Source organism: Massilia rubra (assembly GCF_011682065.1).
GTDB lineage: Bacteria > Pseudomonadota > Gammaproteobacteria > Burkholderiales > Burkholderiaceae_D > Telluria_A > Telluria_A rubra.
In genome coordinates this window covers 1-24,390 of sequence record NZ_VUYU01000001.1, presented here as the reverse complement: position 1 = coordinate 24,390, position 24,390 = coordinate 1, and the positions used below count along the sequence as shown (strand labels likewise).

General features: G+C 63.0%; 26 protein-coding genes. 10 read left to right on the top strand and 16 right to left on the bottom strand.

The genetic code is table 11. The features are described 5' to 3' along the window. Positions 1–5: 5 nt before the first annotated feature. The 5 genes from F0185_RS00130 to F0185_RS00110 all read right to left on the bottom strand — a co-directional run bounded on the left by F0185_RS00130 (position 6) and on the right by F0185_RS00110 (position 3,955). On the bottom strand, positions 6–2,327 hold the full coding sequence (locus tag F0185_RS00130) for a methyl-accepting chemotaxis protein (protein ID WP_229476640.1): 2,322 nt from the start codon (positions 2,325–2,327) through the stop codon (positions 6–8). Positions 2,328–2,371: 44 nt separating this feature from the next. Then, a complete protein-coding gene (locus tag F0185_RS00125; RefSeq protein WP_368737892.1) occupies positions 2,372–2,905 on the bottom strand; it encodes a chemotaxis protein CheW in 534 nt (177 codons plus the stop codon). A gap of 3 nt (positions 2,906–2,908) precedes the next feature. After that, entirely contained in the window at positions 2,909–3,280 is a 372-nt protein-coding gene (locus tag F0185_RS00120) for a response regulator (protein WP_166871988.1), read from the bottom strand. Positions 3,281–3,295: 15 nt separating this feature from the next. Further along, positions 3,296–3,697: a response regulator gene (locus tag F0185_RS00115; RefSeq protein WP_126076625.1), complete on the bottom strand. Its 402-nt coding sequence runs from the start codon at positions 3,695–3,697 to the stop codon at positions 3,296–3,298. A gap of 105 nt (positions 3,698–3,802) precedes the next feature. Beyond that, complete coding sequence (locus F0185_RS00110) at positions 3,803–3,955, bottom strand: rubredoxin (protein WP_054268606.1); 153 nt, start codon at positions 3,953–3,955, stop codon at positions 3,803–3,805. A 108-nt stretch (positions 3,956–4,063) separates the two neighbouring features. Here F0185_RS00110 and thiD point away from each other — a divergent pair, with 108 nt between their 5' ends. Together thiD and hemL are read left to right on the top strand one after the other, a co-directional pair. Then, positions 4,064–4,900 carry a bifunctional hydroxymethylpyrimidine kinase/phosphomethylpyrimidine kinase gene (gene thiD, locus F0185_RS00105; RefSeq protein WP_167220487.1) on the top strand — a complete coding sequence of 279 codons (837 nt, stop codon included), beginning with the start codon at positions 4,064–4,066 and terminating at the stop codon, positions 4,898–4,900. Then, entirely contained in the window at positions 4,897–6,186 is a 1,290-nt protein-coding gene (hemL, locus tag F0185_RS00100) for a glutamate-1-semialdehyde 2,1-aminomutase (protein WP_167220485.1), read from the top strand. The genes thiD and hemL overlap by 4 nt, the downstream gene beginning before the upstream one ends. Here hemL and F0185_RS00095 read toward each other — a convergent pair whose 3' ends face one another. The 11 genes from F0185_RS00095 to mpl all read right to left on the bottom strand — a co-directional run bounded on the left by F0185_RS00095 (position 6,187) and on the right by mpl (position 16,090). Then, entirely contained in the window at positions 6,187–6,549 is a 363-nt protein-coding gene (locus F0185_RS00095) for a colicin immunity protein (RefSeq protein ID WP_167220483.1), read from the bottom strand. A 35-nt stretch (positions 6,550–6,584) separates the two neighbouring features. Then, positions 6,585–7,058 carry a hypothetical protein gene (locus F0185_RS00090; RefSeq protein WP_167220481.1) on the bottom strand — a complete coding sequence of 158 codons (474 nt, stop codon included), beginning with the start codon at positions 7,056–7,058 and terminating at the stop codon, positions 6,585–6,587. Positions 7,059–7,445: 387 nt separating this feature from the next. Then, positions 7,446–8,411, bottom strand: a complete 966-nt coding sequence (gene corA, locus F0185_RS00085) for a magnesium/cobalt transporter CorA (RefSeq protein WP_167220479.1) — start codon at positions 8,409–8,411, stop codon at positions 7,446–7,448. 81 nt (positions 8,412–8,492) lie between these two features. Then, on the bottom strand, positions 8,493–8,915 hold the full coding sequence (locus F0185_RS00080) for a DUF4124 domain-containing protein (RefSeq protein WP_167220477.1): 423 nt from the start codon (positions 8,913–8,915) through the stop codon (positions 8,493–8,495). A 20-nt stretch (positions 8,916–8,935) separates the two neighbouring features. Beyond that, entirely contained in the window at positions 8,936–9,661 is a 726-nt protein-coding gene (gene mtgA, locus F0185_RS00075) for a monofunctional biosynthetic peptidoglycan transglycosylase (protein ID WP_167220475.1), read from the bottom strand. After that, the gene (aroE, locus tag F0185_RS00070) at positions 9,658–10,485 is read right to left on the bottom strand and encodes a shikimate dehydrogenase (protein WP_167220473.1); all 828 of its coding nucleotides are present in this window, start codon (positions 10,483–10,485) and stop codon (positions 9,658–9,660) included. The genes mtgA and aroE overlap by 4 nt, the downstream gene beginning before the upstream one ends. Beyond that, positions 10,482–11,366, bottom strand: a complete 885-nt coding sequence (locus F0185_RS00065) for an energy transducer TonB (protein ID WP_167220471.1) — start codon at positions 11,364–11,366, stop codon at positions 10,482–10,484. Before F0185_RS00065 ends, aroE begins: the two co-directional genes overlap by 4 nt. Positions 11,367–11,445: 79 nt before the next feature. Continuing rightward, on the bottom strand, positions 11,446–13,494 hold the full coding sequence (locus tag F0185_RS00060) for a ribonuclease catalytic domain-containing protein (protein WP_167220469.1): 2,049 nt from the start codon (positions 13,492–13,494) through the stop codon (positions 11,446–11,448). Between the two features lie 42 nt (positions 13,495–13,536). Continuing rightward, positions 13,537–14,130, bottom strand: coding sequence for a chorismate--pyruvate lyase family protein (locus F0185_RS00055; protein WP_167221266.1), 594 nt, complete (start codon positions 14,128–14,130; stop codon positions 13,537–13,539). After that, on the bottom strand, positions 14,127–14,714 hold the full coding sequence (locus tag F0185_RS00050; RefSeq protein WP_167220467.1) for a YqiA/YcfP family alpha/beta fold hydrolase: 588 nt from the start codon (positions 14,712–14,714) through the stop codon (positions 14,127–14,129). The genes F0185_RS00055 and F0185_RS00050 overlap by 4 nt, the downstream gene beginning before the upstream one ends. Continuing rightward, on the bottom strand, positions 14,711–16,090 hold the full coding sequence (mpl, locus tag F0185_RS00045) for a UDP-N-acetylmuramate:L-alanyl-gamma-D-glutamyl-meso-diaminopimelate ligase (RefSeq protein WP_167220465.1): 1,380 nt from the start codon (positions 16,088–16,090) through the stop codon (positions 14,711–14,713). The genes F0185_RS00050 and mpl overlap by 4 nt, the downstream gene beginning before the upstream one ends. A 217-nt stretch (positions 16,091–16,307) precedes the next feature. On the opposite strand from mpl, the gene F0185_RS00040 reads away from it, so the two are divergent. The 8 genes from F0185_RS00040 to F0185_RS00005 all read left to right on the top strand — a co-directional run bounded on the left by F0185_RS00040 (position 16,308) and on the right by F0185_RS00005 (position 24,277). Continuing rightward, positions 16,308–16,952, top strand: a complete 645-nt coding sequence (locus tag F0185_RS00040) for a hypothetical protein (RefSeq protein ID WP_167220463.1) — start codon at positions 16,308–16,310, stop codon at positions 16,950–16,952. Next, entirely contained in the window at positions 16,949–17,521 is a 573-nt protein-coding gene (locus F0185_RS00035) for a TlpA family protein disulfide reductase (RefSeq protein ID WP_167220461.1), read from the top strand. The genes F0185_RS00040 and F0185_RS00035 overlap by 4 nt, the downstream gene beginning before the upstream one ends. 196 nt (positions 17,522–17,717) lie before the next feature. Then, a complete protein-coding gene (gene aroQ, locus F0185_RS00030) occupies positions 17,718–18,155 on the top strand; it encodes a type II 3-dehydroquinate dehydratase (RefSeq protein WP_167220459.1) in 438 nt (145 codons plus the stop codon). Positions 18,156–18,247: 92 nt separating this feature from the next. After that, the gene (gene accB / locus F0185_RS00025) at positions 18,248–18,712 is read left to right on the top strand and encodes an acetyl-CoA carboxylase biotin carboxyl carrier protein (RefSeq protein WP_166887162.1); all 465 of its coding nucleotides are present in this window, start codon (positions 18,248–18,250) and stop codon (positions 18,710–18,712) included. A gap of 9 nt (positions 18,713–18,721) precedes the next feature. Further along, on the top strand, positions 18,722–20,122 hold the full coding sequence (gene accC / locus F0185_RS00020) for an acetyl-CoA carboxylase biotin carboxylase subunit (RefSeq protein ID WP_166887165.1): 1,401 nt from the start codon (positions 18,722–18,724) through the stop codon (positions 20,120–20,122). After that, complete coding sequence (gene prmA, locus F0185_RS00015; RefSeq protein ID WP_167220443.1) at positions 20,119–21,066, top strand: 50S ribosomal protein L11 methyltransferase; 948 nt, start codon at positions 20,119–20,121, stop codon at positions 21,064–21,066. Before accC ends, prmA begins: the two co-directional genes overlap by 4 nt. A gap of 4 nt (positions 21,067–21,070) precedes the next feature. Continuing rightward, a complete protein-coding gene (locus F0185_RS35280) occupies positions 21,071–23,329 on the top strand; it encodes a zinc-ribbon and DUF3426 domain-containing protein (RefSeq protein WP_167220441.1) in 2,259 nt (752 codons plus the stop codon). A 9-nt stretch (positions 23,330–23,338) separates the two neighbouring features. Further along, complete coding sequence (locus tag F0185_RS00005; RefSeq protein ID WP_167220439.1) at positions 23,339–24,277, top strand: carbohydrate kinase family protein; 939 nt, start codon at positions 23,339–23,341, stop codon at positions 24,275–24,277. The last annotated feature ends 113 nt before the right edge of the window (positions 24,278–24,390 follow it).

The window sequence follows — 24,390 nt, the reverse complement described above, 5'->3', positions numbered from 1 at the left end:
GGTTCTCAAGCCACCACGCGGAAGCGCGATACCGAGTTTTTCAGTTCCTGCGCCAGCAGCGACAGCTGGCGAATAGATTGGGCGGTTTGCTGCGTACCGTCCTGGGTATTTTCGGTCACCGACAGGATGTGCTGAATGTTGTGCGCCACATCGTTCGCCGATGTCGCTTGCAGCTCGGTTGCAAACGAAATGCCCTGAATCAGTTCCGCAAGACGGTTCGAAACGCGCGAAATGTCGGACAGCGCGGCACCCGCGGCATCGGACAGCCTGGCTCCCTCGACCACACCCTGCGTCGATTTTTCCATAGCGGCCACCGCATCGTGGGTATCGGTCTGAATGGTACGCACCAGCGCGCCGATCTGTTTTGCCGCTTCCGCCGAACGTTCCGCCAGTCGCTGAACCTCTTCCGCAACCACCGAGAAGCCGCGTCCCGCTTCGCCGGCCGATGCCGCCTGAATCGCCGCGTTCAGCGCCAGTACGTTGGTCTGTTCGGTAATGTCGGAAATCAGTTCCGTGATCTCGCCAATCTCCTGGGACGATTCGCCCAGTCGCTTGATTCGTTTCGAGGTTTCCTGGATCTGCTCGCGAATTTCGTGCATACCCTTGATCGAGTTTTCCACCGCCGTCGAACCTTGCAATGCCGCCGCAACCGACTGGCGCGCAACCTCTGCCGATTCATTCGCCGACTTCGATACGTCGGTAATTTCGTTCGCCATTTTCAGAACCGTCTCGGACGCTTCCTGGATCTCGCGCGACTGCTGTTCGGTCGCCGCCAGCAGGTCGGTCGAAATATTCTGTGCGTTGGTCGATGCCGAGGTAACCTGTTCGGCCGTCGTCGTGACGCGTTCCACCAGCCCGCGCAGCTCTTCCACCGTGTAGTTAACCGAGTCGGCAATCGCGCCGGTAATGTCTTCCGACACCGTTGCGTGCACGGTCAAGTCACCATCCGCCACTTCCTGGAGTTCGTTCATCAGGCGCAAAATAGCTGCCTGGTTCTGGTCGTTGGTCGCTTTCGCTTCTTCTTCCTTCGTCTGCGCCAGCTGGCGCATCGATTCCGCTTCCTGGCGACGCACATCGGCGCCGCGAGCCCGTGTACGCGAGTCTTGCAGCATGACGCGGGCGATACTGACGCCGACGCCCAGCGTGAACATGGTGGCCAGGGCCATCACCCAGAACCAGGCGTTGTTCGAATCCTGCTCGTTACGAAAGCCCACCTGCACCTTGGTCAGCAGCGACTTGACTTCTTCGTTTTCGTAGAAGATCGACTGTTCGGCGCCTTTGGCGGCCGTGAATTTCGGCAGGTTGTCGAGGATCGAGGCGACCAGTTTCTGGTAGGTGTCGAATTTCGATTTGATCAGTTCGAGCTTGACGCGCAGTTCCGCATCCTTGGTTGCGGACAGTTGCATCGTCTCGTTCCCGTTCAGGAAGCCTTCGACCGTGGTACGGAAGGTCGTGGTGTCGCGGCCCAGCTGGAACGCGGTTTCAGGACGAATACCGCCGGAGGTCAGGAACTCACTGGCGCTGCGCGAGAGGCGCTGGGTCAGCATCATCAAACGGCCGATCGCCGCCAGTTCACGTGGCGTGCCGCCGCGCTGGACTTTGTCGTTGAGCAGTTCCTCGGTCATCGTCAACAGCTCTGGCGAGAGGGTGTCGAGCTGGCGCAGGGTCTTTTCAAAGCCCGTCAATTCCGGCTTCATGCGCATGATGGTGCCGGCGGCGTTGTCGGTGCTGACCCACTTGGTTTTCGCCGCGCTGATCAGGCGGTTCATACTGGCCGGTGGCGTCGGCAGCTGGACGCCGCCGATCTTGCCGCCGCGCTGGAGCGCGTCCAGGTCGGCCTTGAGCTGGGCACGGCTTTGCTCGAGCTGCACGAACGCTTCCTGGTTACCCTGGATCGCGTTAGGCGCCGCTTTACCGATACGCTGGGAGTGCATCAGGGCGTCGGACGCGATCTGCGTCTGGGCCGATGCGTCGGAGCTACTGGCCGCGTTGCGCCACAGCGCCACCACGGTGACCAGGATACCGGCCACGAACACCATCAGCAAAATACGCAGCTGGCGCGGCAACGACAAATGGCCGATCAGCGGCAGGCGCGCTTCGACCTCGCCCTCGTCATCGTCGTCGCGTCGCTTGCGGCCCATGATATTGGCCAGGCGCAGCTCGTCGTGCTGATCGAGTTCGGCGCGATGGCTGTCGTCGATCACGTTCTGCTCGCCGACCAGCGCCGGCGCGTCGTCCTTGTTCAAGGCCGCAGCCTCCAGGTCGGGACCGAATTCAGTATCCGGTACCGGCTCACCCTTTGGCGTACTCTTCCATGCAAATCCCATTCCAGCTCCCAGTTTCTTAAGGTATGGCCACTTATGACTGCGGCTTAAAATCCAACGTGCAAAAACCGCGCATCGGTGACGAGGGCCGCCAGGTCGAGCGGGATCCATTCGTTTGCGTCGGTATCGCGTAATCTGTCGCCGGTGACTTCCATGTCGCCGGCGTGGCGCAGGCCGTACACGCGGGCCACCAGCAGGCCGCAGTTAAAGCCCAGGTGGGTGGCCAGGGTGACGATGCGGCTGTCCGGGCCGGCCACCGTTTCGGAGCCTCCCTGGAAGCGCGCGAAATCGATCAGGCCAACCAGATTGCCCCGGATATTGGCCAGTCCCAGGTACCACGGCTGCGTCAGCGGCACCACCGTCACCGGCGGCACCGGCACGATTTCGCCGGCCTGGGTGAGGTCGAGCAGGAAGCGCTCGGCGCCGATCAAGACCCCCAGCTGGTTGACGCGCGCGCCACTGTTGGTACGGGCCGCCTGCATGCGTTCGAGCAGCTGCACCTGGTACTGGCGCAGGCGGGTGCGGCGGCCGGCGCCATCGGTGGGCGCGGATGCGACTGGGGCGAAATCGACGTCGCTCACGGTTTAGGCGCCGCCGAGGGCGGCGATCTTCGCCAGCAGCAGTTCGGCGTCGACCGGCTTGACCATGTAGTCGCGCGCGCCCTGGCGCAGGCCCCAGACACGGTCGGTTTCCTGGTTCTTGCTGCTGCAGATGATGATCGGCACGTCGCCCAGCTCAGGGTCGCGCGCGATGGTGCGGGTGACCTGGAAGCCGTTCGCGCCAGGCATGACCACGTCCATCAGGATCAGTTCAGGTTTGTCGTCCTTGATCTTGAGCAGCGCTTCCTCGCCGTTTTCGGCGGTGGTCACGGTGAAGCCGGCTTTGACCAGGATGTCGGTCAGGTAGTAACGTTCGGTCGGGGAATCGTCGACGATCAGGATTTTTTGTATGGCCACGGGAGGCTCCAGTAATTATTTTGAAACGGTATCGGCAGTGTGCTCGCGCACCGCGCTAAGCAGACTGTCTTTGCTAAAGGGTTTGGTCAGGTAGGCGGAGGAACCGACCATCAGGCCGCGCGCCCGGTCGAACAGGCCGTCTTTCGACGACAGCATCAACACCGGGGTGGCGTGGAAACGCGCACTGCGCTTGATCAGCGCGCAGGTCTGGTAACCATCCAGGCGCGGCATCAGGATGTCGCAGAAGATCAGCGACGGATGATGGTCGTTAATCTTGGCCAGGGCATCGAAGCCATCTTCGGCCAGCACCACCTGATAACCCGCCTGGGTGAGGAAAATCTCGGCCGAACGACGAATCGTGCTGCTGTCGTCGATCACCATGATTTTCAGTACGTTCGGTTGCGGCAATGTCGTCATATTCAGTTTCACTCGGCATGAGCATGAACGATATCATAGGGCAACCCTTTTGTCCCCTTAATGTTGCGGCTGGTCAACATGTGTCGGCAATAAGCCTCATGCCAATCAGATAACTGTCATTTCGAAGTCATCTTTACGGGCGCCGCACTCGGGGCAGGTCCAATTCATGGGCACATCGGCCCAGCGGGTGCCGGGGGCGATGCCTTCTTCCGGGATGCCGGCGGCTTCGTCGTAGACCCAGCCGCAGATCAGGCACATCCAGGTCTGGAAAGCGGCGCCTGCTGCGCCGGTTGATTCATTGCTGCTCACGTTGGACTACCCTTCTATCTAGTAAAATGCCGAATCAGGCATCTTAATCTACCGGCCGTGCAAATCCAAACTTCTCCTCTGATCTTAACGTTCGGCGTGTCCGACCCCATAGGCGCTACCGGCATCCAGGCCGACCTGGCGTGTTTTTCGGCCCTCGGCTGCCACGGCCTGTCGGTCATGACCGGCATTCTCATTTCCGACACCGCGAGGGTCGAAGACGTGCAGGAAGTCGACGCCGACTGGGTCTGCGACCAGGCCCGCGTGGTGCTCGAAGACATGCCGGTGGCGGCCTTCAAGGTGGGCGCGCTGACCAGCATCGAGCAAGCCTCGGCGATTGCCGAAATCGTCTCCGACTATCCGGACGTGCCGCTGATCCTCGACCCGTTCTTATCGAGCCTGCCCGATTCGGGCCTGGCCGACGACGACATGCTCGGCGCGATCCGCCAGATCCTGGTGCCGCAGGCGACCGTGCTGCTGCTCACCCAGGTGGAACTGGCGCGCATGGCCGAGACCTGGCGCGACGGCGGCGGCGACATGCTCAAGGAAGACGTGCTTGAACTGACCGGCATGGGCTGCCAGTACGTGCTGGTCAAGTGCACCGGCACCAGCGGCACGGGCGCCGGGGCGCAGCTGGCCAACACCCTGTTCGACGAGAACGGCGTGATCGGCACCTTCAACTGGCAGCATTTTCCCGGCCCATTTGTCGGCGCCGGCAGCACCTTGTCGGGCGCGCTGGCCGCGTTCCTGGCGCGCCAGCTCGAACCGATCGACGCCATCCAGGCGGCCCAGGAGTTCACCGTCGGCGCGCTGGCCAACGCGCAGCGCTTCGGCATGGGCAAGCTGGTGCCCAACAAATTTTTTGCCCACCCTATTTCCTTATCGAGCAAGCCATGACCACAGACTCCCTGAATAACACGCTGTTCGCGCGCGCCCAGAAAACCACCCCGGGCGGCGTCAATTCGCCGGTGCGCGCCTTTAAATCGGTGGGCGGCACGCCGCGCTTCATCACCCGCGCCGAAGGTCCCTACTTCTGGGACGCGGACGGCAAGCGCTATATCGACTATATCGGCTCGTGGGGGCCGGCCATCGTCGGCCACGCCCATCCGGAAGTGGTCAAAGCGGTGCAGGACGCGGCCGCGCGCGGCCTGTCGTTCGGCGCCCCGACCGAAGGCGAAATCCTGATGGCCGAAGAAATCTGCCGCCTGGTGCCGTCGATCGAGCAGGTGCGGCTGGTCTCGTCCGGCACCGAGGCGACCATGAGCGCGCTGCGCCTGGCGCGCGGCGCCACCGGGCGCGACAAGATCGTCAAGTTCGAAGGCTGCTACCACGGCCACGCCGACTCGCTGCTGGTCAAGGCCGGCAGCGGCTTGCTGACTTTCGGTAACCCGACCTCGGCCGGCGTGCCGGAAGATTTTGTGAAGCATACCCTGGTGCTCGACTATAACAATGTGGCCCAGCTGGAAGACGCGTTCGCCTCGATGGGCGACACCATCGCCTGCGTGATCGTGGAACCGGTGGCCGGCAACATGAACCTGATCAAGGCCACGCCGGAATTCCTGCGGGCCATGCGCGCGCTGTGCACCAAGCATGGCGCGGTCTTGATTTTCGACGAAGTCATGTGCGGCTTCCGCGTCGGGCTGGGCGGGGCGCAGGCGCTGTACGACATCGTGCCGGACCTGACCGCGCTGGGCAAGGTCATCGGCGGCGGGATGCCGGTGGCGGCCTTCGGCGGTCGCGCCGAACTGATGCAAAACATGGCGCCGATCGGGGCGGTGTACCAGGCCGGGACCTTGTCCGGCAATCCGGTGGCGGTGGCGGCCGGCATGACGACCCTCAAATTGATCCAGCAGCCGGGTTTCTACGAGAAGCTGACGGCGCAGACCGCAAAGCTGGCGGCCGGACTGGCGCAAGCGGCCAACGAGGCGGGCGTGACTTTCTGCGCAGATTCAGTGGGCGGCATGTTCGGGATTTACTTCAGCGAAGAAGTGCCGGGCAGCTATGCCGAGATGATGGCGGGCGACAAGACGCGTTTCAATACCTTCTTCCACGCGATGCTCGACGAAGGCGTGTACTTTGCGCCGGCCGCGTTCGAGGCGGGTTTTGTGTCGGCGCAGCACGATGACGCGGTGATCGAAGAAACCATCGCGGCAGCGCGCCGGGTGTTTGCCAAGCTGGCTTGATCAGTCAGCGTACTGCAGCTTGCTGGCCCGATGCGGCCAGCCGGCGAGCGGGGCCGCGGTCAGGATAAACGCGCTGTGCGCTTGGGCTTGCGAGGCGATAAAGCGCGCCGCTTCTTGATTGTTTGCGCTGGCCTGCTCCTGATCGAGCGGCGGGTCTTGCCCATCCCAAATACAGCCGAGCCGCGATTCGAATCCGGGCGCATGCCAGATTCCACCTTCGACGCGTGCGATAACCAGGCCCTTGCGCGCGGCCTCGGCGCAGACCTGGATTGCGGCACGTGGCGACAGGCGCATATTGATGCTGCCGTTCGATTCAAAGAAGGCATCCGGCGATTCGTACAGATGGCTTTTGTCGATGTTCATGGCAATGTCCTCATGACGAGGTGCCGGGTGAAGATTTACATCATCGGCACGCGTTGATAACGTTCCATCGCAAACTCAGGGAAAAATTCTCCCTCAAAAAACGGCGCCCTCACCGCCATCGCACAGACGTTCGCGCCGCATACGATAGTAAGCTCATCGCCGGCGCGATTAGTCAGCACCAGTCCACTATCCGCGCAGAACTCGTCAACCTGGACCACCAGCTTGTCAATGCTCTCGATCTGCGCCCATTGCGGCGGAAGAGGGAGCATTTCCGGCAGCGTCATCTCTTCGCTGGCATCCCAGAAAACCAGTGAGCCGACCTCTTCCCAGTCGCCCAGATCGTTCATGACGCATTCAAGCCGCCAGGTCGAACCGTTACCGAGGAAGCACCAGAACGTCGTTATCCCTCCAACATCACGCCGGTTAGTGGCATAGCCTTTCAATCCGCTTGCCAGCAGGATGCCTGGGCCACCAGTGCGCCCCCAGTCAAAGGTAAAGTGCTGTTTCATTTTCCATCTTCCCGTCTCGGGCAGTTTTGCCGTGACGGGGCCGAAGATCGGTAGCATCGCATCCGGAAAAAGTGCGAAATGGCAGCACACATTCGCGTCGTTGCGACAGCGCCTTTGTCATTGGTCGGAGGGCACGCCTCAAGAATCATCACGGTTGACTCCACCGATACTTCATCTTAGTAGGCGGGTGCAGGCGACGCAAGCCCAGCATCGCCACTGCGGAGGGATCGGGCAGTAAATGGGGGAGCAGGCAGCGAAGGCATGATCGTCGATCCGGCTTGATTGAGGTCAAGCCCAGTCTAAGCTTGCCAATGGCCGCGTTCAGACCCGATCACGCCAGGACTGACGTCGATCAACATGCCAGGGAAGACACGGAACCAAAGGACTTTACTTCAACCATCCTCTGCGCAAGAACACCCACACCGGCGTAATCATCGACACCACCATCAGGGTCAGGGCCAGCGGGTAGCCGTACTGCCACTCCAGCTCCGGGAAGGCCTTGAAGTTCATGCCGTAAATACTGGCGATCAGGGTCGGCGGCAAGAACGCCACCGAGGCCACCGAGAAAATCTTGATGATCTTGTTCTGGTTAATGTTGATGAAACCGACCGTGGCGTCCATCAGGAAGTTGATTTTGTCGAACAGGAACGATGTGTGGCCGTCCAGCGATTCGATGTCGCGCAGGATCTGGCGCGCTTCTTCGAACTGCTCGGCGTTGAGCAAGCGCCCGCGCATCAAAAAGCTCACCGCGCGCCGTGTATCCATCATGTTGCGCCGGATCCGTCCGTTCAAGTCTTCCTCGCGCGCGATCGCGTTCAGCGCGTCGGCCGCGTCTTTATCGGTGAATTCTTTTTGCAGCACCAGCCCGCTGACTTCTTCCAGGTGCTGGTAAATCCCTTCGAGCGCATCGGCCGAATACTCGGCGTCGGTGGCGTACAGGTCGAGCAGCACGTCCATGTAATCGGCAATCGAGCCCGGCCGCGAGCGCGCGCGCATGCGCACCAGGCGAAATACCGGCAAGTCGTCGGTGTGTACCGAAAACAGCATTTTGCGCGCGAGAATGAAGGCGACCGTGACCACGCGCGAGGGGCCGTCATCTTCTTCCAGCAGGAAGTCGGTGCGCAGATGCAAGTCGCCGTTTTCCGCTTCGTAATAGCGGGCCGACGCTTCGATATCCTTGACTTCGTCTTCGCCCGGCAAAATCACGCCGTAAATGGTCTTGACCCAGGCCCGCTCGTCATCGTTCGGATCGGTCAGGTCGACCCAGACCGGGTCCACGTTTTCGAGATCCGCCCGCGACTCGATCGGTACCTGATTGAGTCGGCCATTTTGTAGGACAAATACGTTGATCATGCGCTTTCTCGGCCGGATTCAAAACAGCGCAAGTGTACCTGTTAGCCCTGAGGCCGGCCACCCCGAAACACTTAAATTGGCTCAGCGCAGCTGTTTTTCGATCATTTTGTCGACCATCGGGTTCGAGCCCGGCGCGGCCTTCTCCACCGGCGGCTTTTTCGGCGCTTCGAAGCCCTTGGTGTCGTGTATCTGGATGACCTTGCTGGTGCGGTTGTCAGGCGTGCAATCGGTATTGGAAATGACGGTCTTGCCGTTGATGACGCACTTGCGCATCTGGCCATCGCCATTGCCGGCCGCCTCGCTGACGGCTTGCTTGGCCGAGTCGATCACCTTGCCGGCCGGACTGGCGGTAACGGTCTTGCCGAGTTTGGCAGCGCCCTCGGCGAACAGATTGCGCTCGTAGCGCATGGAAAACAAGGCGGCCATGGCGAGCGCCGCCAGGGCGACCGAGCCGGTGGCGACCCAGAACAGCGAAATGGCGCCTTGCTGGTGACGAGAAATCATGGACATATTCCAGTAAACAATCAGGGCAAGTCTGCCGAACTCATACGGTTGACGATGAGGGTGGTGCGGCGCGCCAGGTAGCTCGAGCTGCGGTTGCGGTCGTAATACCGCGGATTGGGCAGCATCACGGCCAGCTTGGCGGCTTGGGCCACGCCGAGGTTGGCCGCGGTGCTGCGGTAATAATAGCGCGCGGCCGCCTCGGCGCCGAAGATGCCGCGTCCGAATTCGGCCACGTTCAGGTAAATTTCCAGGATGCGCTGCTTGCTCATGACCGTTTCGAGCATGAAGGCGATGATCATTTCCTGGCCCTTGCGCAGATAGCTGCGCGAGCCGGTCAGGAACAGGTTCTTGGCCAGTTGCTGGGTGATGGTGGAGCCGCCGCCGACCACCTTATGGCGCCGGTTGTTGCGTTCGTAGGCTTTTTGCAGCGCTTCCCAGTCGACCCCGTCATGCTCGGAAAAATTGGCGTCTTCCGAGGCGATCACGGCCCGTTTCAGGTTGTCGGATATGCGCTCGTACGGCACCCACTGATGCTGCAGCACGGCCGTGGGTTTCTTTTCGCGCATCAGGGACAGCTGGTCGTCCATCATGTTCGTGCTCGACGGATTGAACTGGGCGTACCAGCACACCATCAGGAAGAAATACAGCTGGACCGCGATGAACACCAGCAACGGGCCGAGGAACAGCCACTTGATCCAGCGCCGGCGCGCGCCGCCATTCTTGGCTGGCTTGGCGGCCTTGCTCATAGCGCCAGGCGCAGGCGATCCAGGATGGCCGCGGTGTCGGGACGCGCGCCACGCCACAGCAAAAAGGCTTCGGCCGCTTGCTCGACCAGCATGCCGAGGCCGTCGCGCGCGAGCGCCCCCTGGGCGGCGGCAAAGACCATGAAGCGGGTCGGAGCCTTGCCGTACATCATGTCCAGCGCCAGGGTGCCGGGACCGAAGGCGCCGGCCGGCACCGGCGGCATCGCATCAAGCAGGCTGGCCGAGGTGGCGTTGACGACGACGTCGTACGGGCCGCCAATGGCGTCGAAGGCGCAGGCGGCCAGGCGCTGATCCTGGGCCAGCTGCGATGCGAAGCGCTCGACCAGGGCGTCGGCCGTGGCCAGGGTGCGGTTGGCGATCGTCAGTTCAGCCGGCAAGGCGGCCAGCAGCGGCAGCACGGCGCCGCGCGCGGCCCCGCCCGCGCCCAGCAGCAGCACGCGCTTGCCTGCCAGTTCGACGCCGGCATTGCGGGTGATGTCGCCCACCAGCCCGGCGCCGTCGGTGTTGTCGCCGATGATGCCGCCGCTGCTGTTAAATACCAGGGTGTTGACGGCGCCGGCGGCGCGCGCGCGTTCGGTCAGGCGGTCGGCCAGGTCGGCGGCCTGCAGTTTGAACGGCACGGTGACGTTGGCGCCCTGGTAGCCGGCGGCAATGAGGGCGCGCACGGTGGCGTCGAATTCATCCAGCGGCGCCAGGCAGCGTTCGTACACCATCTCTTGCCCGGTCTGCAGGGCAAAGGCGGCGTGGATCTCGGGCGACTTGCTATGGGCAATCGGGTTCCCGATGACGCAGTAACGCTCGCTCATTTGGACTGGCCGCGCAGCTCGGCTTCGAGCTTGTCTTCACGGGTGAACTTGAAGCTCGTGATCATGATCCACAAGTCATCGCGGTCATTGGAACGCATGTTTTTCGGGAAGTGGCTGAACGGCGCGGCACGGCGCACGATGGCCAGCGCCGCCTTGTCGAGCGCGGGATTGCCCGAACTCTTTTCGATGCGCACGCCGCCTTCCTTGGTGTAAATGGTGCCGTCCTGGAAGATCGGGATGTACACGATCAGCTCGCCGTACAGTTTCTTGCCGTCTTTCTGTGGAAAGTTCAGCGTACCGACGTCTTCGATCTTCTTCTGCGTCGATTTGTAGTAAACGGCGTAACCGACTTCCTGCGTGCTCGGCGTGAAGAAGGTCTTGCGCGGACGCTTGTTCTGGTCTTCGATGCGCTGGGCAATCTCCGCCTTCTGGCGCGAGAGCGGCTTGGTGCTTTCGATCAGGTCGTTGCCGTCGCGCTCGGGATCGGGCGCTTCCTTGTCCGTCACCGGCGACGCGTGCAAGGACGAATCGTTGGCCTTGGTCAGCAGGTTTTTCTGCATCTGCTCCAGTTCAGTGATGCGGCGCAGGGTCGATTTGACGCTTTCGCCGGTCTCGTCCTTGCGCATGTCGGGCAGGGGCGAGGCGGCGCGGCCGTCCTCGGCATTGCCGCCGCCATCGAGATTGGCCTGGGCCAGCGCGTCCGCTTTCAAGGGTTTATTGGCGTGCTTGGCGTTGACCAGGATGACTTCGAGGCCGGGATCGGTCGGGGTCAGGTTGAATGCCTCGGGCGCGACGAAACGGACCGCCAGCAGGGCCGCGTGCACCGCGACCGAAACGGCCACGGCGATGGACAGGGAGCTTATATTTTGCAAGTGCTTCACACGATACCGGGAAGAATTTTGTTGAATCAGGGAACGGCCATTCTACATTCTAATGGCCGCCGTGGCGATGCTGGCAAGCTCAGCCGGCTGTCGGTTCGCTGGTCACCACCGTCACCGAACCTTCGGCTTCCACCGCTTCGGTGGCGGCCGCTTCGCCGGTGTCGGCCGGCGCGGCCGCCTCTTCTTCCTCGTAATCGAGGTCCGCATCGGCCGCGATCTCGTTGTTGGAAGGCAGTTCGAGCAAGCGCGCTTCAATCGTCAGATCGAGCTCGTCCCAACGCAGGATGTCGAGTTTGACCTGCGCCCCGCGCGCCACCTGCGGCATGCCGGGCAGGCGAATGATCAGCGGAATGTCGGCCAGGCGCAACACTTCATCCTTGAGCACGACCGCTTCGACCTGGCGCTGCTCCTGCTGGCCGAGCCAGCGCAGGCACCAGTAGCGCTCCATATTCTGCTGATGGTCGTTGTAGGCGGCATACGCGGCGTCGAAGGCCGAGACGATGGCGAACAGGTTGGCGTCGCGCGGCTTGAACGGCGCCACCAGCGGGGCCGTGACGCCGTGCTCGGCGCAGGCCAGGATCTGCCACTGGTTGACCAGGTCGGTATACCGGCGCAGCGGCGAGGTGCTCCATGCGTACTGGTCCACGCCGAGGCCCTGGTGCGGCGCGGCATGGGTAACCATGCGCACCTGCATCTTGGCGGCCCAGCCGGCGCCGCTGCCGGCGCCTTGCGAACGGTAAATACCCGGCACGCCCGAGTCGTGCATCAGCTTGCCCCAGGTGCTGTTGGCAAAAATCATCAGCTCGGCCACGATCTTGTCGAGCGGCGCGCCACGCTTGCGGCGCAGCACCGTCACGACGTCGTCTTCGACATAGAAATTGAAATCGACCCGGTTGTTTTGCTCCGGTTTCAGGCCGAAACCTTCGCGCTTGACCATGCGCGCCGCTTCCAGGGTGAGCGCCCACTGCCACAGCACGGCCATCTCGGCCTTGTGCGGATACTCGCCCGTGCCGGCGGCCAGGGCTTCTTCGCTGACCACGTCGTCCAGGTCGTTGTTGCGCAGGTTGCTCTTGATCGGCACCAGTTCGGCGCGGGTGACGGTCGACTTCACGCTCCAGTCGGCCGGGTCGATGGTGGCGTACAGCGACACCGCCGGGCAAGTCTTGCCTTCGGCCAGGGTGAAGGCGGCGACCAGCTCGTCCGGCAGCATGGTGATTTTGTCACCCGGCATGTAGACGGTGGACATGCGCGCACGCGCCATTTTGTCGATCGCGTCGTCGGGGCGGATGCCCAGACCTGGCGCGGCGATGTGAATGCCGACCTGCAGCATGCCGTCGGCCAGGGTGACGACAGAGAAAGCATCGTCGATTTCGGTGGTGGTCACGTCATCGATCGAGAACGCGGCCACGTTCGCCACCGGCAGATTGGCCGGCATCGACGGCACCGTCACCGCCGGGAAACCGGCGCCGCGCGGGAAGTTCTCGAACAAAAAGCGCGCCATGTGCAATTCCCTGGGCGAGCCGATGCCGCCGGCGGCCAGCATCAGGCGCTGCGGCGTGGTGTGCAGTTCGTTGCACGCGGCGTCGAGCGCCTTGAATTCGATGCTGTTCTTGTCCGGTTTGAACAACAGTTGCTGCACCAACGGACGCATGGACTCGGGCAGCGTGTTGGCCTTGAGCTGGTCCACATAGCCGGCCTGGATCAGGCCCTGCTGTTTCTTTTTCTCGATGCCGGCCTGGGCCGCGCGCAGCGACGCTTCGGGCGCGGCCTTGTAGCGCCCGCGTCCCTTCTTATAGAAGTAGATCGGCGCGCCGTGCAGCGCCAGGACCAGCCCGGCCGCTTCGGATGGCAGCGGGGTATGGCCGAAATACTCGGCGCCCAGCTCGGCGAATCCAAACTCGTCCTGGCCGGCGACTTCCCACAGGAACTCGAAATCGACGTCGGCGGCAACCGCCTTGGCCGCTTCCAGCAGGTCGGCCGCGGACGGCTTTTCGTACTGCAACAGGACGTCCTTGACCTTGACCTTGGTGCGCTTGCCGCTTGGCATTTCAACTTGATAGGCTTCGCCCGCTTGCGACAACACGGTGCCGACCTTGAAATCGCCGGATTCTTCAAAAAATAGATTCATGTGAACGCTTTGTCTTTGCTTTGATATTTTTACTTACTATGTTTACTTGGTATTGTTCGTTGGCGCGGGGGTCAGGTCGCGCCTGGCAAGTGCCAGGACCGGGGGCAGAAACACCTCGGTCACGAGCAAGATGCCCCGGTGGCGGCGATACAGGCAGCGCCGCGCATATAAAACAGGGTCGCCGTCCACGCCGAGCGCCGCGCGCGCGCGTTCCATTAATGGATGGCCGGCGCGGATGCGCGCAAATTCCAGCTCGCCGCGCGCCACTTGCGGGTCGTAAAACAAGGTGCTGCCGAGCGAGCGTTCGCCCAGTCCGCCGAACAGCGGCCAGTCGCTGGCGTTGGCCGACAACGGCACCACCGTGTGCGCGAACACCACCGGCGCGTCGTCGCAGCGCAGCAACACTTCGCGCTCCAGCACCTGGACCGGGCGCGGCAAGCCCAACGCGCCGGCTTCGTCAGCCAGGCACGGGGCGCGCCGCTGGTGCAGGCGCTGCACCCGAAACGCCGCGCTGTGTGCAACCATGCGCGCCGTCAGCGAACCGCCGCTGGTGAGCCAGTCGCGCAGCGCCGGCGGCGCGTTGACCCGGTTCACATGCCGGTGCCACAAGGCCTGGCGCAGCGAGGCGCACCTCACCGCGCCGGGCTCGCGGCGCCGTCCAGGCAAAACGCCAGGACTTCGTCCACGTAGTGCCCGAATTCGGCGATGGCGTGGTCGCTGCCATCGATCACGTGCTGGCGCGCGCCGGCGTAGTGCGCCGTCATGTCGCGGTAGTCGAGCACTTCGTCGCCGGTCGCAGCTAACAGGAAATAGCGCTCCGGACGCGTAATGGCGGGCACGGCCAGCGCGCCCAGTTCCTCGATATATTCGCGCTTGAATTCGAAAACTTTGTCGGAATGATACTCGGTCGTGACGCCGACATGCTTGCCGAGGTCTTTCAGGGGGTACACCGCCGGATTGAGCAGCGCCGCGCGGCAGCCCAGATGCTCGGCCAGCCAGGTGGCGTAGTAACCGCCCAGCGAGGAGCCGATGATCGCCAGGTCGGCCCCATCGTAACGCTCGACCAGGGTCAGGGCCAGCGCCATCGCCTCTTTCGGCGAGGCCGGCAGTTGCGGGCAGATCAGATCAAGCGCACGCCCCAGCGCCGCCATTTTCTCCCCCACCACGCGCGCCTTGTACGAACGGGGCGAGGAACGGAAACCGTGCAGGTAAAGAATCATTGGGCCAGCGCCTCGAGCAGTTTCTGGTGCACGCCGCCAAAGCCGCCGTTGCTCATGACCAGGATATGGTCGCCCGGCTGGGCCGCGTCGACCACGGCCTTGACCAGGAAATCGAGATGGTCGAAGCTGTGCGCGATCGCCCCCAGCGGAGCGAGGGCGTCGGCCAGGCTCCAGCCCAGCGCTTGCTGGCTGCCGAAGCCGAACACCAGGTCCGCTTCGCGCAGGCTGCCCGGCAAGGCGTCTTTCATCGAGCCGAGCTTCATGGTGTTCGAGCGGGGCTCGAGCACGGCCAGGATGCGGCCCTGGGCCTTGTCGCCGCTGCCGATCTTCTGGCGCAGGCCGTTGACGGTGGTGGCGATCGCGGTCGGATGATGGGCAAAATCGTCATACACGGTCATGTTGCGCACCACGCCGCGCACTTCCATGCGCCGCTTGACGCTCTCGAAGCGGGCCAGCGCTGCGGCCGCCTGCGCCACCGGCACGCCCACGTGGCGCGCCGCGGCAATGGCCGCCAGCGCGTTCAGGCGGTTGTGCTTGCCGGTCAGGCCCCAGGCCACGGTCGCCACGACCGCGCCCTTGAAGACCACGTCGAAGTCGCCGCCGGCGTGTTCCGTCATGGTCCAGTCGACCCCGTCGCTGGCGCCGAACATTTCCTTCTCGCTCCAGCAGCCGCGCTTGAGCACGCGGCCCAGGGACGCCTCGTCGCCGTTCACGATCAGGCGGCCAACGCCGGGCACGGTGCGCACCAGGTGGTGGAATTGGGTCTCGATGGCGCCGATATCGGGGAAGATGTCGGCATGATCGTATTCGAGGTTGTTCATCACGGCGGTTTTCGCGTGGTAATGGACGAACTTGCTGCGCTTGTCGAAAAACGCGGTGTCGTATTCGTCCGCTTCGATCACGAAGTAGCCGGACGGCTCGCTGCCGGCCAGGCGCGCCGAAATGCCGAAATTCATCGGCACGCCGCCGATCAGGAAGCCCGGCGAATAGCCGGCGTCTTCCAGGATCCAGGCCAGCATGGCCGAGGTGGTGGTCTTGCCGTGCGTACCGGCCACGGCCAGCACCCATTTATCGTGCAGGATGTGTTCGCCGATCCACTGGGGACCGGACATGAACGGCAGGCTGCGGTTCAGGATTTCCTCGACCAACGGATTGCCGCGCGCCACCACATTGCCGATCACATACAGATCGGGATTGAGCTTGATCTGGTCCGGGCTGAAGCCCTGGATCAGTTCGATGCCCTGGGCTTCGAGCTGGGTGCTCATCGGCGGGTAGACGTTGGCGTCGCAGCCGGTGACCTTGTGGCCGGCTTCTTTCGCCAGGACCGCGAGGCCGCCCATGAAGGTGCCGCAAATGCCGAGGATGTGAATATGCATGGTGTCGTGGCCAAATGAATGAATACGCGATTTTACCCGACCCAATGGGAGAGCTCGAAAAACCGTAGCGAGCGGTGCACGGTGGGTCCGAGAAGCGCAGCCGTACGAAGGTACGGTGAGCATCGCAGGACTACGCGTCCCGAACCAACCGTGCACCGCGCAGTAGGTTTTTCGAGCTATCCCATGGGTTTTTCCGTTCCAGAGTATTATCTCGCTCATGATGCCTACCCCGATTGACGATCTCTCCCTGCTGCGCACGGAAATCGCCGCCGTCGCCGCGCGCCTGATCGCCCGGGACGGCGCCGACTACGCCAGCGCCAAGCGCAAGGCCGCGCTGCAGGTGCTCGGCGAGCGCGCCGACAGCGCCAACCTGCTGCCCGACAACGCACAGATCGAGGCGGCCGTGCGCGATTACCAGGCGCTGTTCTTGGCCGACAGCCAGCCGGCGCGCCTGCTCGCGCTGCGCACGGCCGCCCTGCAAGTGATGGAGGCGCTGGCCGAATTTTCGCCCTACATCACCGGCGCGGTATTGAACGGCACCGCCGGCGAGCACGACGACATCGAGCTGCAACTGTTCGCCGACAGCGCCAAGGAAGTGCAGATTTACCTTTTGAACCGCAACGTCACGATCGATATTTCCGAAACGCCGCACTTCAAGGGTGCGCGCTTCGACCCGGTCGAGACGGTCAGCTTTTTGTGGCATGGCGAAGGCGTGCACGCCGAACTGTATGAAAAGCACGACCTGCGCGGCGCCCTCAAGGCACGCGCCGACGGCCGCCCCCAGCGCGCCGACGCCGCCGCCCTGCGCAGCATGATGACCTCTTCCGCAACGACGCCGACACCCCTTCAGGACCCGACATGAACAAGCAAACCATTTTCACTTTCGCCGGCATCGCCGTGCTGGCCGGCGCGCTGGGCGCCTGGGTCGGCACCCGCAACAAACAAGCGCCCACGGTGACCTCTGGCGCCCCGGCCGCCGAACAGCACCCGGCCGGCCACGGCCCGACCCCGGTCGAGGCGCTGTTCGCCGAAACCCTGAACAACCCGGCCGGCACGCCGCAAGCCCTGGCGCAATGGAAAGGCAAGCCGCTGGTGGTCAATTTCTGGGCGCCGTGGTGCCCGCCCTGCGTGGAAGAAATGCCTGAACTGGCCGAGGTGGCGCGCGAACACAGCGCCAAAAACATCAATATCATTGGCATCGGCATCGATTCGCCGACCAACATCGCCGAATTTACGAGCAAATTCAACATCAGCTACCCGATCTATGTGGCCGGCATCAGCGGCACCGAACTGTCGCGCAAGCTGGGCAACAGCGCCGGCGGCCTGCCCTACACCGTGCTGATCGGCGCCGATGGCCAGGTCAAGAAAACCTATCTGGGACGCATCAAGTTCGACGAGCTCAAGGCCGACCTGGCCGCACTCAAGTCCTGAGAGGCTGAGAGTCTTTCGATATGCCCGCTCATCACGCCAGAAAAACGCTTAACCTCTGAGGCACAAACCCTTGTCAAGACCGTGCTTTACGGTACGGAATGCACCAGTCAGTAACTTTTAGCAATTTTTTTCGCTTGCCAATGCCCGCAGTTGGCGGCAAAATGCGTGACTTTCGCGTGATAACGACCCTTCAACCATGGCAAAAAAGCTCCTTCTGCTGAACGGCCCCAACCTGAATCTGCTGGGGACACGGGAGCCTGAGGTGTACGGCACGGCAACATTGGCCGACATCGAGAACGCTGCGACAGCCCAGGCTGCTGCTGCGGGCGCCACGCTATCTTGCTTTCAGAGCAATCACGAAGGCGCCCTGATCGATGCCATCCATGCCGCCCGCGGCGACGGCGTGGACGCGATTGTCATCAATCCGGGCGGGCTGACGCACACCAGCGTGGCTTTGCGCGATGCGCTGGCCGGGGTGGCGATTCCGTTTGTGGAAGTCCATATTTCCAATATTTACCAGCGCGAAGCGTTCCGCCATCACTCTTTTTTGTCCGCCATTGCGCAGGGCACCATTTGCGGGCTCGGCATTGATGGATATCGCTTTGCCATCGACTTTGCGCTTAAAAAGCGTTAATCTACTGGCATCTTCAAGCATTATGCGCGGTTTTGCTTTTATGATAAGCACGCCGCATACTCTTAAAACACAATAATTCCAAGGGGTTTCACATGGATTTACGAAAACTCAAGACCTTGATCGATCTCGTCGCCGAGTCGGACATCGCTGAACTCGAAGTAACCGAAGGCGAGAGCAAGGTCCGCATCGTCAAGTCATCCGCAATCCCGCAGAATCAGATGGTCATGATGCAGCCGCAAGGCATGCAGCAGCACTACGCCGGTGGCCAGGCCCCGATGCCGGCCCCGGTCGCCCCGCCTGTGGTCGTGCCAGCCGAGCCGACCGGCCACATCGTCAAGTCGCCGATGGTCGGCACCTTCTACCGTTCCTCGGCCCCGGGCTCCCCGGCCTACGTCGACGTCGGCTCGAACATCAAGGAAGGCGAAACCCTGTGCATCATCGAAGCGATGAAACTGCTCAATGAAATCGACTCCGACTTCTCCGGCGTCGTGACCAAGATCCTGGTCGAGAACGGCCAGCCTGTCGAGTTCGGCCAACCGCTGTTTGTGATTGGCTGATCGACCACTATGTTTGAAAAAATTCTCATTGCCAATCGTGGAGAGATCGCGCTACGTATCCAGCGCGCCTGCCGCGAGATGGGCATCAAGACCGTGGTGGTTCACTCGGAAGCCGACAAAGACGCCAAGTACGTGAAGTTGGCCGACGAATCGGTGTGTATCGGACCGGCGCCCTCGGCGCTGAGCTATCTGAACATGCCGGCGATCATCAGCGCGGCCGAAGTCACCGATGCCGAAGCGATTCACCCAGGCTACGGTTTCCTGTCCGAAAACGCCGACTTCGCCGAACGGGTCGAAAAATCCGGCTTCGTCTTCATTGGTCCCCGTTCCGACTCGATCCGCCTGATGGGCGACAAGGTCTCGGCCAAGCAAGCCATGATCCGCGCCGGCGTGCCGTGCGTGCCAGGCTCGGACGGCGCACTTCCGGACGACCCGAAAGAAATCATCCAGACCGCGCGGCGCGTGGGCTATCCGGTGATCATCAAGGCAGCCGGCGGTGGCGGCGGACGCGGCATGCGCGTGGTGCACACCGAAGCGGCCTTGCTCAACGCCGTGTCGATGACCAAGACCGAAGCCGGCGCCGCGTTCGGCAATCCGGAAGTGTATATGGAGAAGTACCTGGAAAATCCGCGTCACGTGGAAATCCAGATCCTCGCCGATGAACACAAGAACGCTGTCTGGCTGGGCGAGCGCGACTGCTCGATGCAGCGCCGCCACCAGAAAGTGATCGAAGAAGCGCCGGCGCCGGGCATTCCGCGCAAGCTCATCGAAAAGATCGGCGACCGCTGCGCGGAAGCCTGCCGCAAGATCGGCTACCGTGGCGCGGGCACCTTCGAATTCCTGTACGAGAACAACGAGTTCTATTTCATCGAAATGAACACGCGCGTGCAGGTCGAGCACCCGGTCACCGAAATGATCACCGGCATCGACATCGTGCAGGAACAGATCCGCATCGCCTGCGGCGAAAAACTGCGTTTCCGCCAGCGCGACATCATGCTGTCGGGCCACGCCGTCGAGTGCCGCATCAATGCCGAAGACCCGTTCAAGTTTACGCCATCGCCGGGGCGCATCGTGTCCTGGCACGCGCCGGGCGGTCCTGGCATCCGCGTCGATTCGCATGCTTACGCCGGTTATTATGTGCCGCCGCATTACGATTCGATGATCGGCAAGGTCATCGCTTACGGCGCCACGCGCGAGCAAGCCATCCGCCGCATGCAAATCGCGCTGTCGGAAATGGTGGTTGAGGGTATCCTGACGAATATCCCGCTGCATCGCGAATTGATGATCGATGCGCGCTTTATCGAAGGCGGCACCAATATCCACTACCTCGAGCAGAAACTGGCCGACAAGCCGGACCTGCCGAAAGGCCCGACCAGCCCTAATAAATCGGAAACGAAGGCAGACGCATGAGTTGGACAGAAGTTGTCATTGAAATTGCACGTGAACACGCCGAAGCCTTGTCCGACGCGCTGATGGAAGCGGGCGCCCTGTCGGTGTCGGTGGAAGACGCCGACGAAGGCACCGACCAGGAAAAGCCGCTGTTCGGCGAACCCGGCATGGAACCGACCGAAGCGGCGTGGGATCACAGCCGCGTGGTGGCCCTGACCGACGTTGACGCCGACCAGGCTGCCATCGTGGCCGAAGCGGCTGCCGCCATTGGCATCGACACCACACCAACGTTTACTACGCGCGCCGTAGCCGACGAAGACTGGGTGCGCCTGACGCAATCGCAGTTCGCGCCTATTCATATCGGCAAGAACATCTGGGTAGTTCCGAGCTGGCACGAAGCGCCGGACCCGGACGCCCTGATCCTCGAACTCGATCCGGGCCTGGCCTTCGGCACCGGCAGCCATCCGACCACGCGCTTGTGCATGGAATGGCTGGAGGCGCATCCGGCCCCCGGCAAGACCGTGCTCGACTACGGTTGCGGCTCGGGCATTCTGGCCATGGTGGCCAAGAAAATGGGCGCGGGCGACGTGGCCGGTGTCGATATCGATCCGCAAGCGATCGAATCGGCGCGCGACAATGCCGCGCGTAACCAGTGCGAGATCGACTACTACCTGCCGGACAACTTCGCCACCTCGGCCAAGCCGCATCACGCCACTGGCAAGTTCAACACCGTTGTCGCCAATATCTTGTCGAGCCCATTGAAGCTGATGGCGCCGATGCTGGCCGGCCGGGTTGCCCCCGGTGGTTCGCTGGTGTTGTCGGGCGTGCTGGCGCGCCAGGCGGAAGAAGTGGCCGAGGCGTATGCCCCGTTCATCACGCTCGGCGTGTGGGCGGAGCAAGATGGCTGGGTAGCACTCCACGGCCAGCTTGGCAGCAACGTTCCACCTACCCCTCGCGGTCAATAAAGGCATGGCGCTCGCCACTCGATGCCCCCATTGCAGCACGACTTTCCGGGTCGCTTCAGACCAGTTGAAGTTACGTGGGGGCATAGTGCGCTGCGGCGCCTGCAATGAAATCTTCGACGGCAACGCGGCCCTGGTCGAACTCGACGCGCTGCCGCCAGCCATCCCCTCCCCTGTTGCACCGCCACCTGCCGCCGCGGCGACGGGTGCGTCCGTGGACAACGGCAATGCCGTCTCCACGCTGCAGATGGAGAGCTCGTTCGAGCCGGCTTTCGTTCCGGTGTGGCTCAGGCCGCAGCCGGCGCCGGAGCCGGTTCCCGAACCTGAACCGCTTCCCGAACTGCTTCCCGAGCCAGTGTTCGTGGCGGAGCCTGAACCTGTGCCGGCGCCCGAAGCCGAGCCTGTTCTAGAGATCGAGCATGTCCAAGAGATCGAGCCCGCGCCGGAACCCGAGCCGCCGCCCACGAAACCGTTCATCCCGCTCTCGATCGCGATGTTCGTCGAGCCCGAGGATATGTATGACGAGCCGTACGCGGCTCCCTACGTCGAGCCCGAACCGCAAGCGGCCGCCTGGCGCGGCAAGTCCAAGACGCCCTGGCCGACGATCGATATCGGCGAGCGCGGCGACGCAACGCCTGGATCGAGCCCGGCGCCATTTTCGATCGACATGCCGATCGATGAAGAAATCGTCGCGATTGCTCCTCCGGAAGATTCGTCCGAGCCTGACTTTGGCGAACTGAGTTTTAACGAGCCCTTGCTCGATCTGAACTATCCATCGGCCCCGGTGCGCGATGCGAACGCGCGCATCGAGCCGGTGTTCTTCGAGCCGGAGCGCAAGGAGACGGCGTTTGTCGAGCCGCTGTTGGAAGAACCGCGCTTTGCCGAGCCGGCCTTCGCGGAGCCGCGCTTTGCCGAACCGGTTTTCCCGGAAGACGTCCCTGCCGAAGCAGCGCAGGAACCGGGGCCGGCGCCGATCGTTGCCGCGCCCGCGCCGGCCGAGGCTGAACTGCCGCCGCTCGAGCCCGAGTTCGACGAGCCGGTCCATGTCGAGCCGGTCGTGGCCGAGCCAGATCAATTCCTGCCGCCGCTGGTCGAGCCTGTGTTCGACGAGCCGGTCGAGGTTGCGCCGGCCGTGGCCGAGCCAGATCAAGTCCTGCCGCCGCTGGTCGAACCTGTGTTCGACGAGCCGGTCCATGTCGAGCCGGCCGCGGCCGAACCAGATCAAGTCCTGCCGCCGCTGGTCGAACCCGTGTTCGACGAGCCGGTCCATGCCGCGCCGGCCGTTGCCGAGCCAACTCCATTCCTGCCGCCGCTGGTCGAACCTGTGTTCGACGAGCCGGTCCAAGCGGCGCCGGCCGTTGCCGAGCCAGAGCCATTCCTGCCGCCGCTGGCCGAACCTGTGTTCGACGAGCCGGACCGGTTCGACACGCCGGCGACCGAGCCAGCCTTCAACGCACCAGTGCGCGCCGAGCCAGCCACGACCAAGCCGGCCCGCATCGAGCCGATGCTGGTCGAGCATGCGTATGACGAGCCGGGTCACACCGTGATGGTGCTGTCCTACGCCGAAGAAGCGGACGACCACGCGCGCAGCGACGCCTTGCTCAACCCGAACACCGAACCGCTGGTGCGCGACCTGGAGCATGCGCCGCTGCCGCTGCTGCGCCAGTCCTCGGGCGACAAGCCGGCCAGCGCGCCGGTCGCGCCACCGCCGCCGCCGGCGCCCGTCATCCCCGAGCCCGAGAACGACGAGCCCGATTTCCTGCGCCGCAGCCGCGAATTTGAAGAAAAGCAAGGCTCGCGCCGGATTGCGTTGCTGATCGGCTCACTCATACTGGCGATCCTGCTCGTGGCCCAGGGTGTCACCACCTTCCGCAACATCCTGGTGGCCAAGTTTCCGGCCATCGAACCGGTGCTGGTCATGGCCTGCGCCACGCTTGGCTGCAAGCTCGAACTGCCGGCCCAGATCGACAGCCTGAGCATCGAAACGGGCGAACTGCAATCGCTCGGCGCCAACGCCTTCAACCTTTCGACCCTGCTGCGCAACCAGAGCGACCTGACCCAGGGCTGGCCGAACATCGAACTGGCGCTGACCGATGGCAACGACAAGACCTTGCTGCGGCGTGTGGTCGTGCCGGCCGAATACCTGCCCAAAGGCACGGTCATCGCCAAAGGCTTCACCGCGCGATCCGAACAAGCCATCAAACTGACTTTTGAAGTAAAACAGATCAAGGCGTCCGGCTACCGCATCGCCATCTTCTATCCATAAGGCACCATCATGACCAAGACCACCCTGATCTGCGGATCGCTCGCGTTCGACAAGATCATGCAATACAACGGCCGTTTCGGCGAAACGCTGCTGGCCGACCAACTGCACAAGGTCAACGTTTCCTTCCTGGTGCCGACCTTGCGCACCGAATACGGCGGCTGCTCGGCCAACATTGCCTACAATCTCAAGATGCTGGGCGGCGAGCCGCTGATCATGGCCACGATCGGCCAAGATGGCGGCGAATACCTCGAACGCTTCGACAAGCTCGGCATCGAGACGCGCGCGATCCGCAAGATTGCCCATTCGTACACCGCGCAATGCTTCGTCACGGCCGACCTCGACAACAACCAGATCAACGCCTTCCATCCGGGCGCGATGGAATTCGCGCATGAAAACAATGTCGGCGACCAGGGCGCGCTGCGCGTGGCGATCATCGCGCCGGACGGTCGTGGCGGCATGATCAAGCACGCGCGCGACTGCGCGGCGCTGAAAGTGCCGTTCATGTTCGACCCGGGCCAGCAATTGCCGATGTTCAGCGGCGACGAATTGATCGAATTCATCAACCAGGCGACCTATGTGGCCGCCAACGACTACGAATTCGAAATGTTGATGGACCGCACGGGCCTGAGCCTGGCCGACATTGCCGGGCGCCTGGAAGCGCTGATCATCACGCGCGGCGAAAAAGGGTCGGAGATCCACACCGGCGGCAAGCGCCACGAGATTCCCTGCGTACAAGCGGCGGCGGTGGTCGATCCGACCGGTTGCGGCGACGCCTACCGCGCCGGCCTGCTGTTCGGCATCACGAATGAGCTCGACTGGCCTACCACAGGGCGCCTGGCAAGCCTGATGGGCGCGATCAAGATCGCGCACCAGGGTGGCCAGAACCACGTCGTCACGGCCGCCCAGATCGCCGACAAGTTCGAAGCCGAGTTCGGCTACCGCTTCTAAGTCGCTTCACCGGGGTCTGACCTCTGATTCGAAATCTTTCGAATCAGAGGTCAGACCCCGGCGCCGTATGACGCCGCGTCGACGGCATTCCGCTTTTACGCTAAAGGATATGT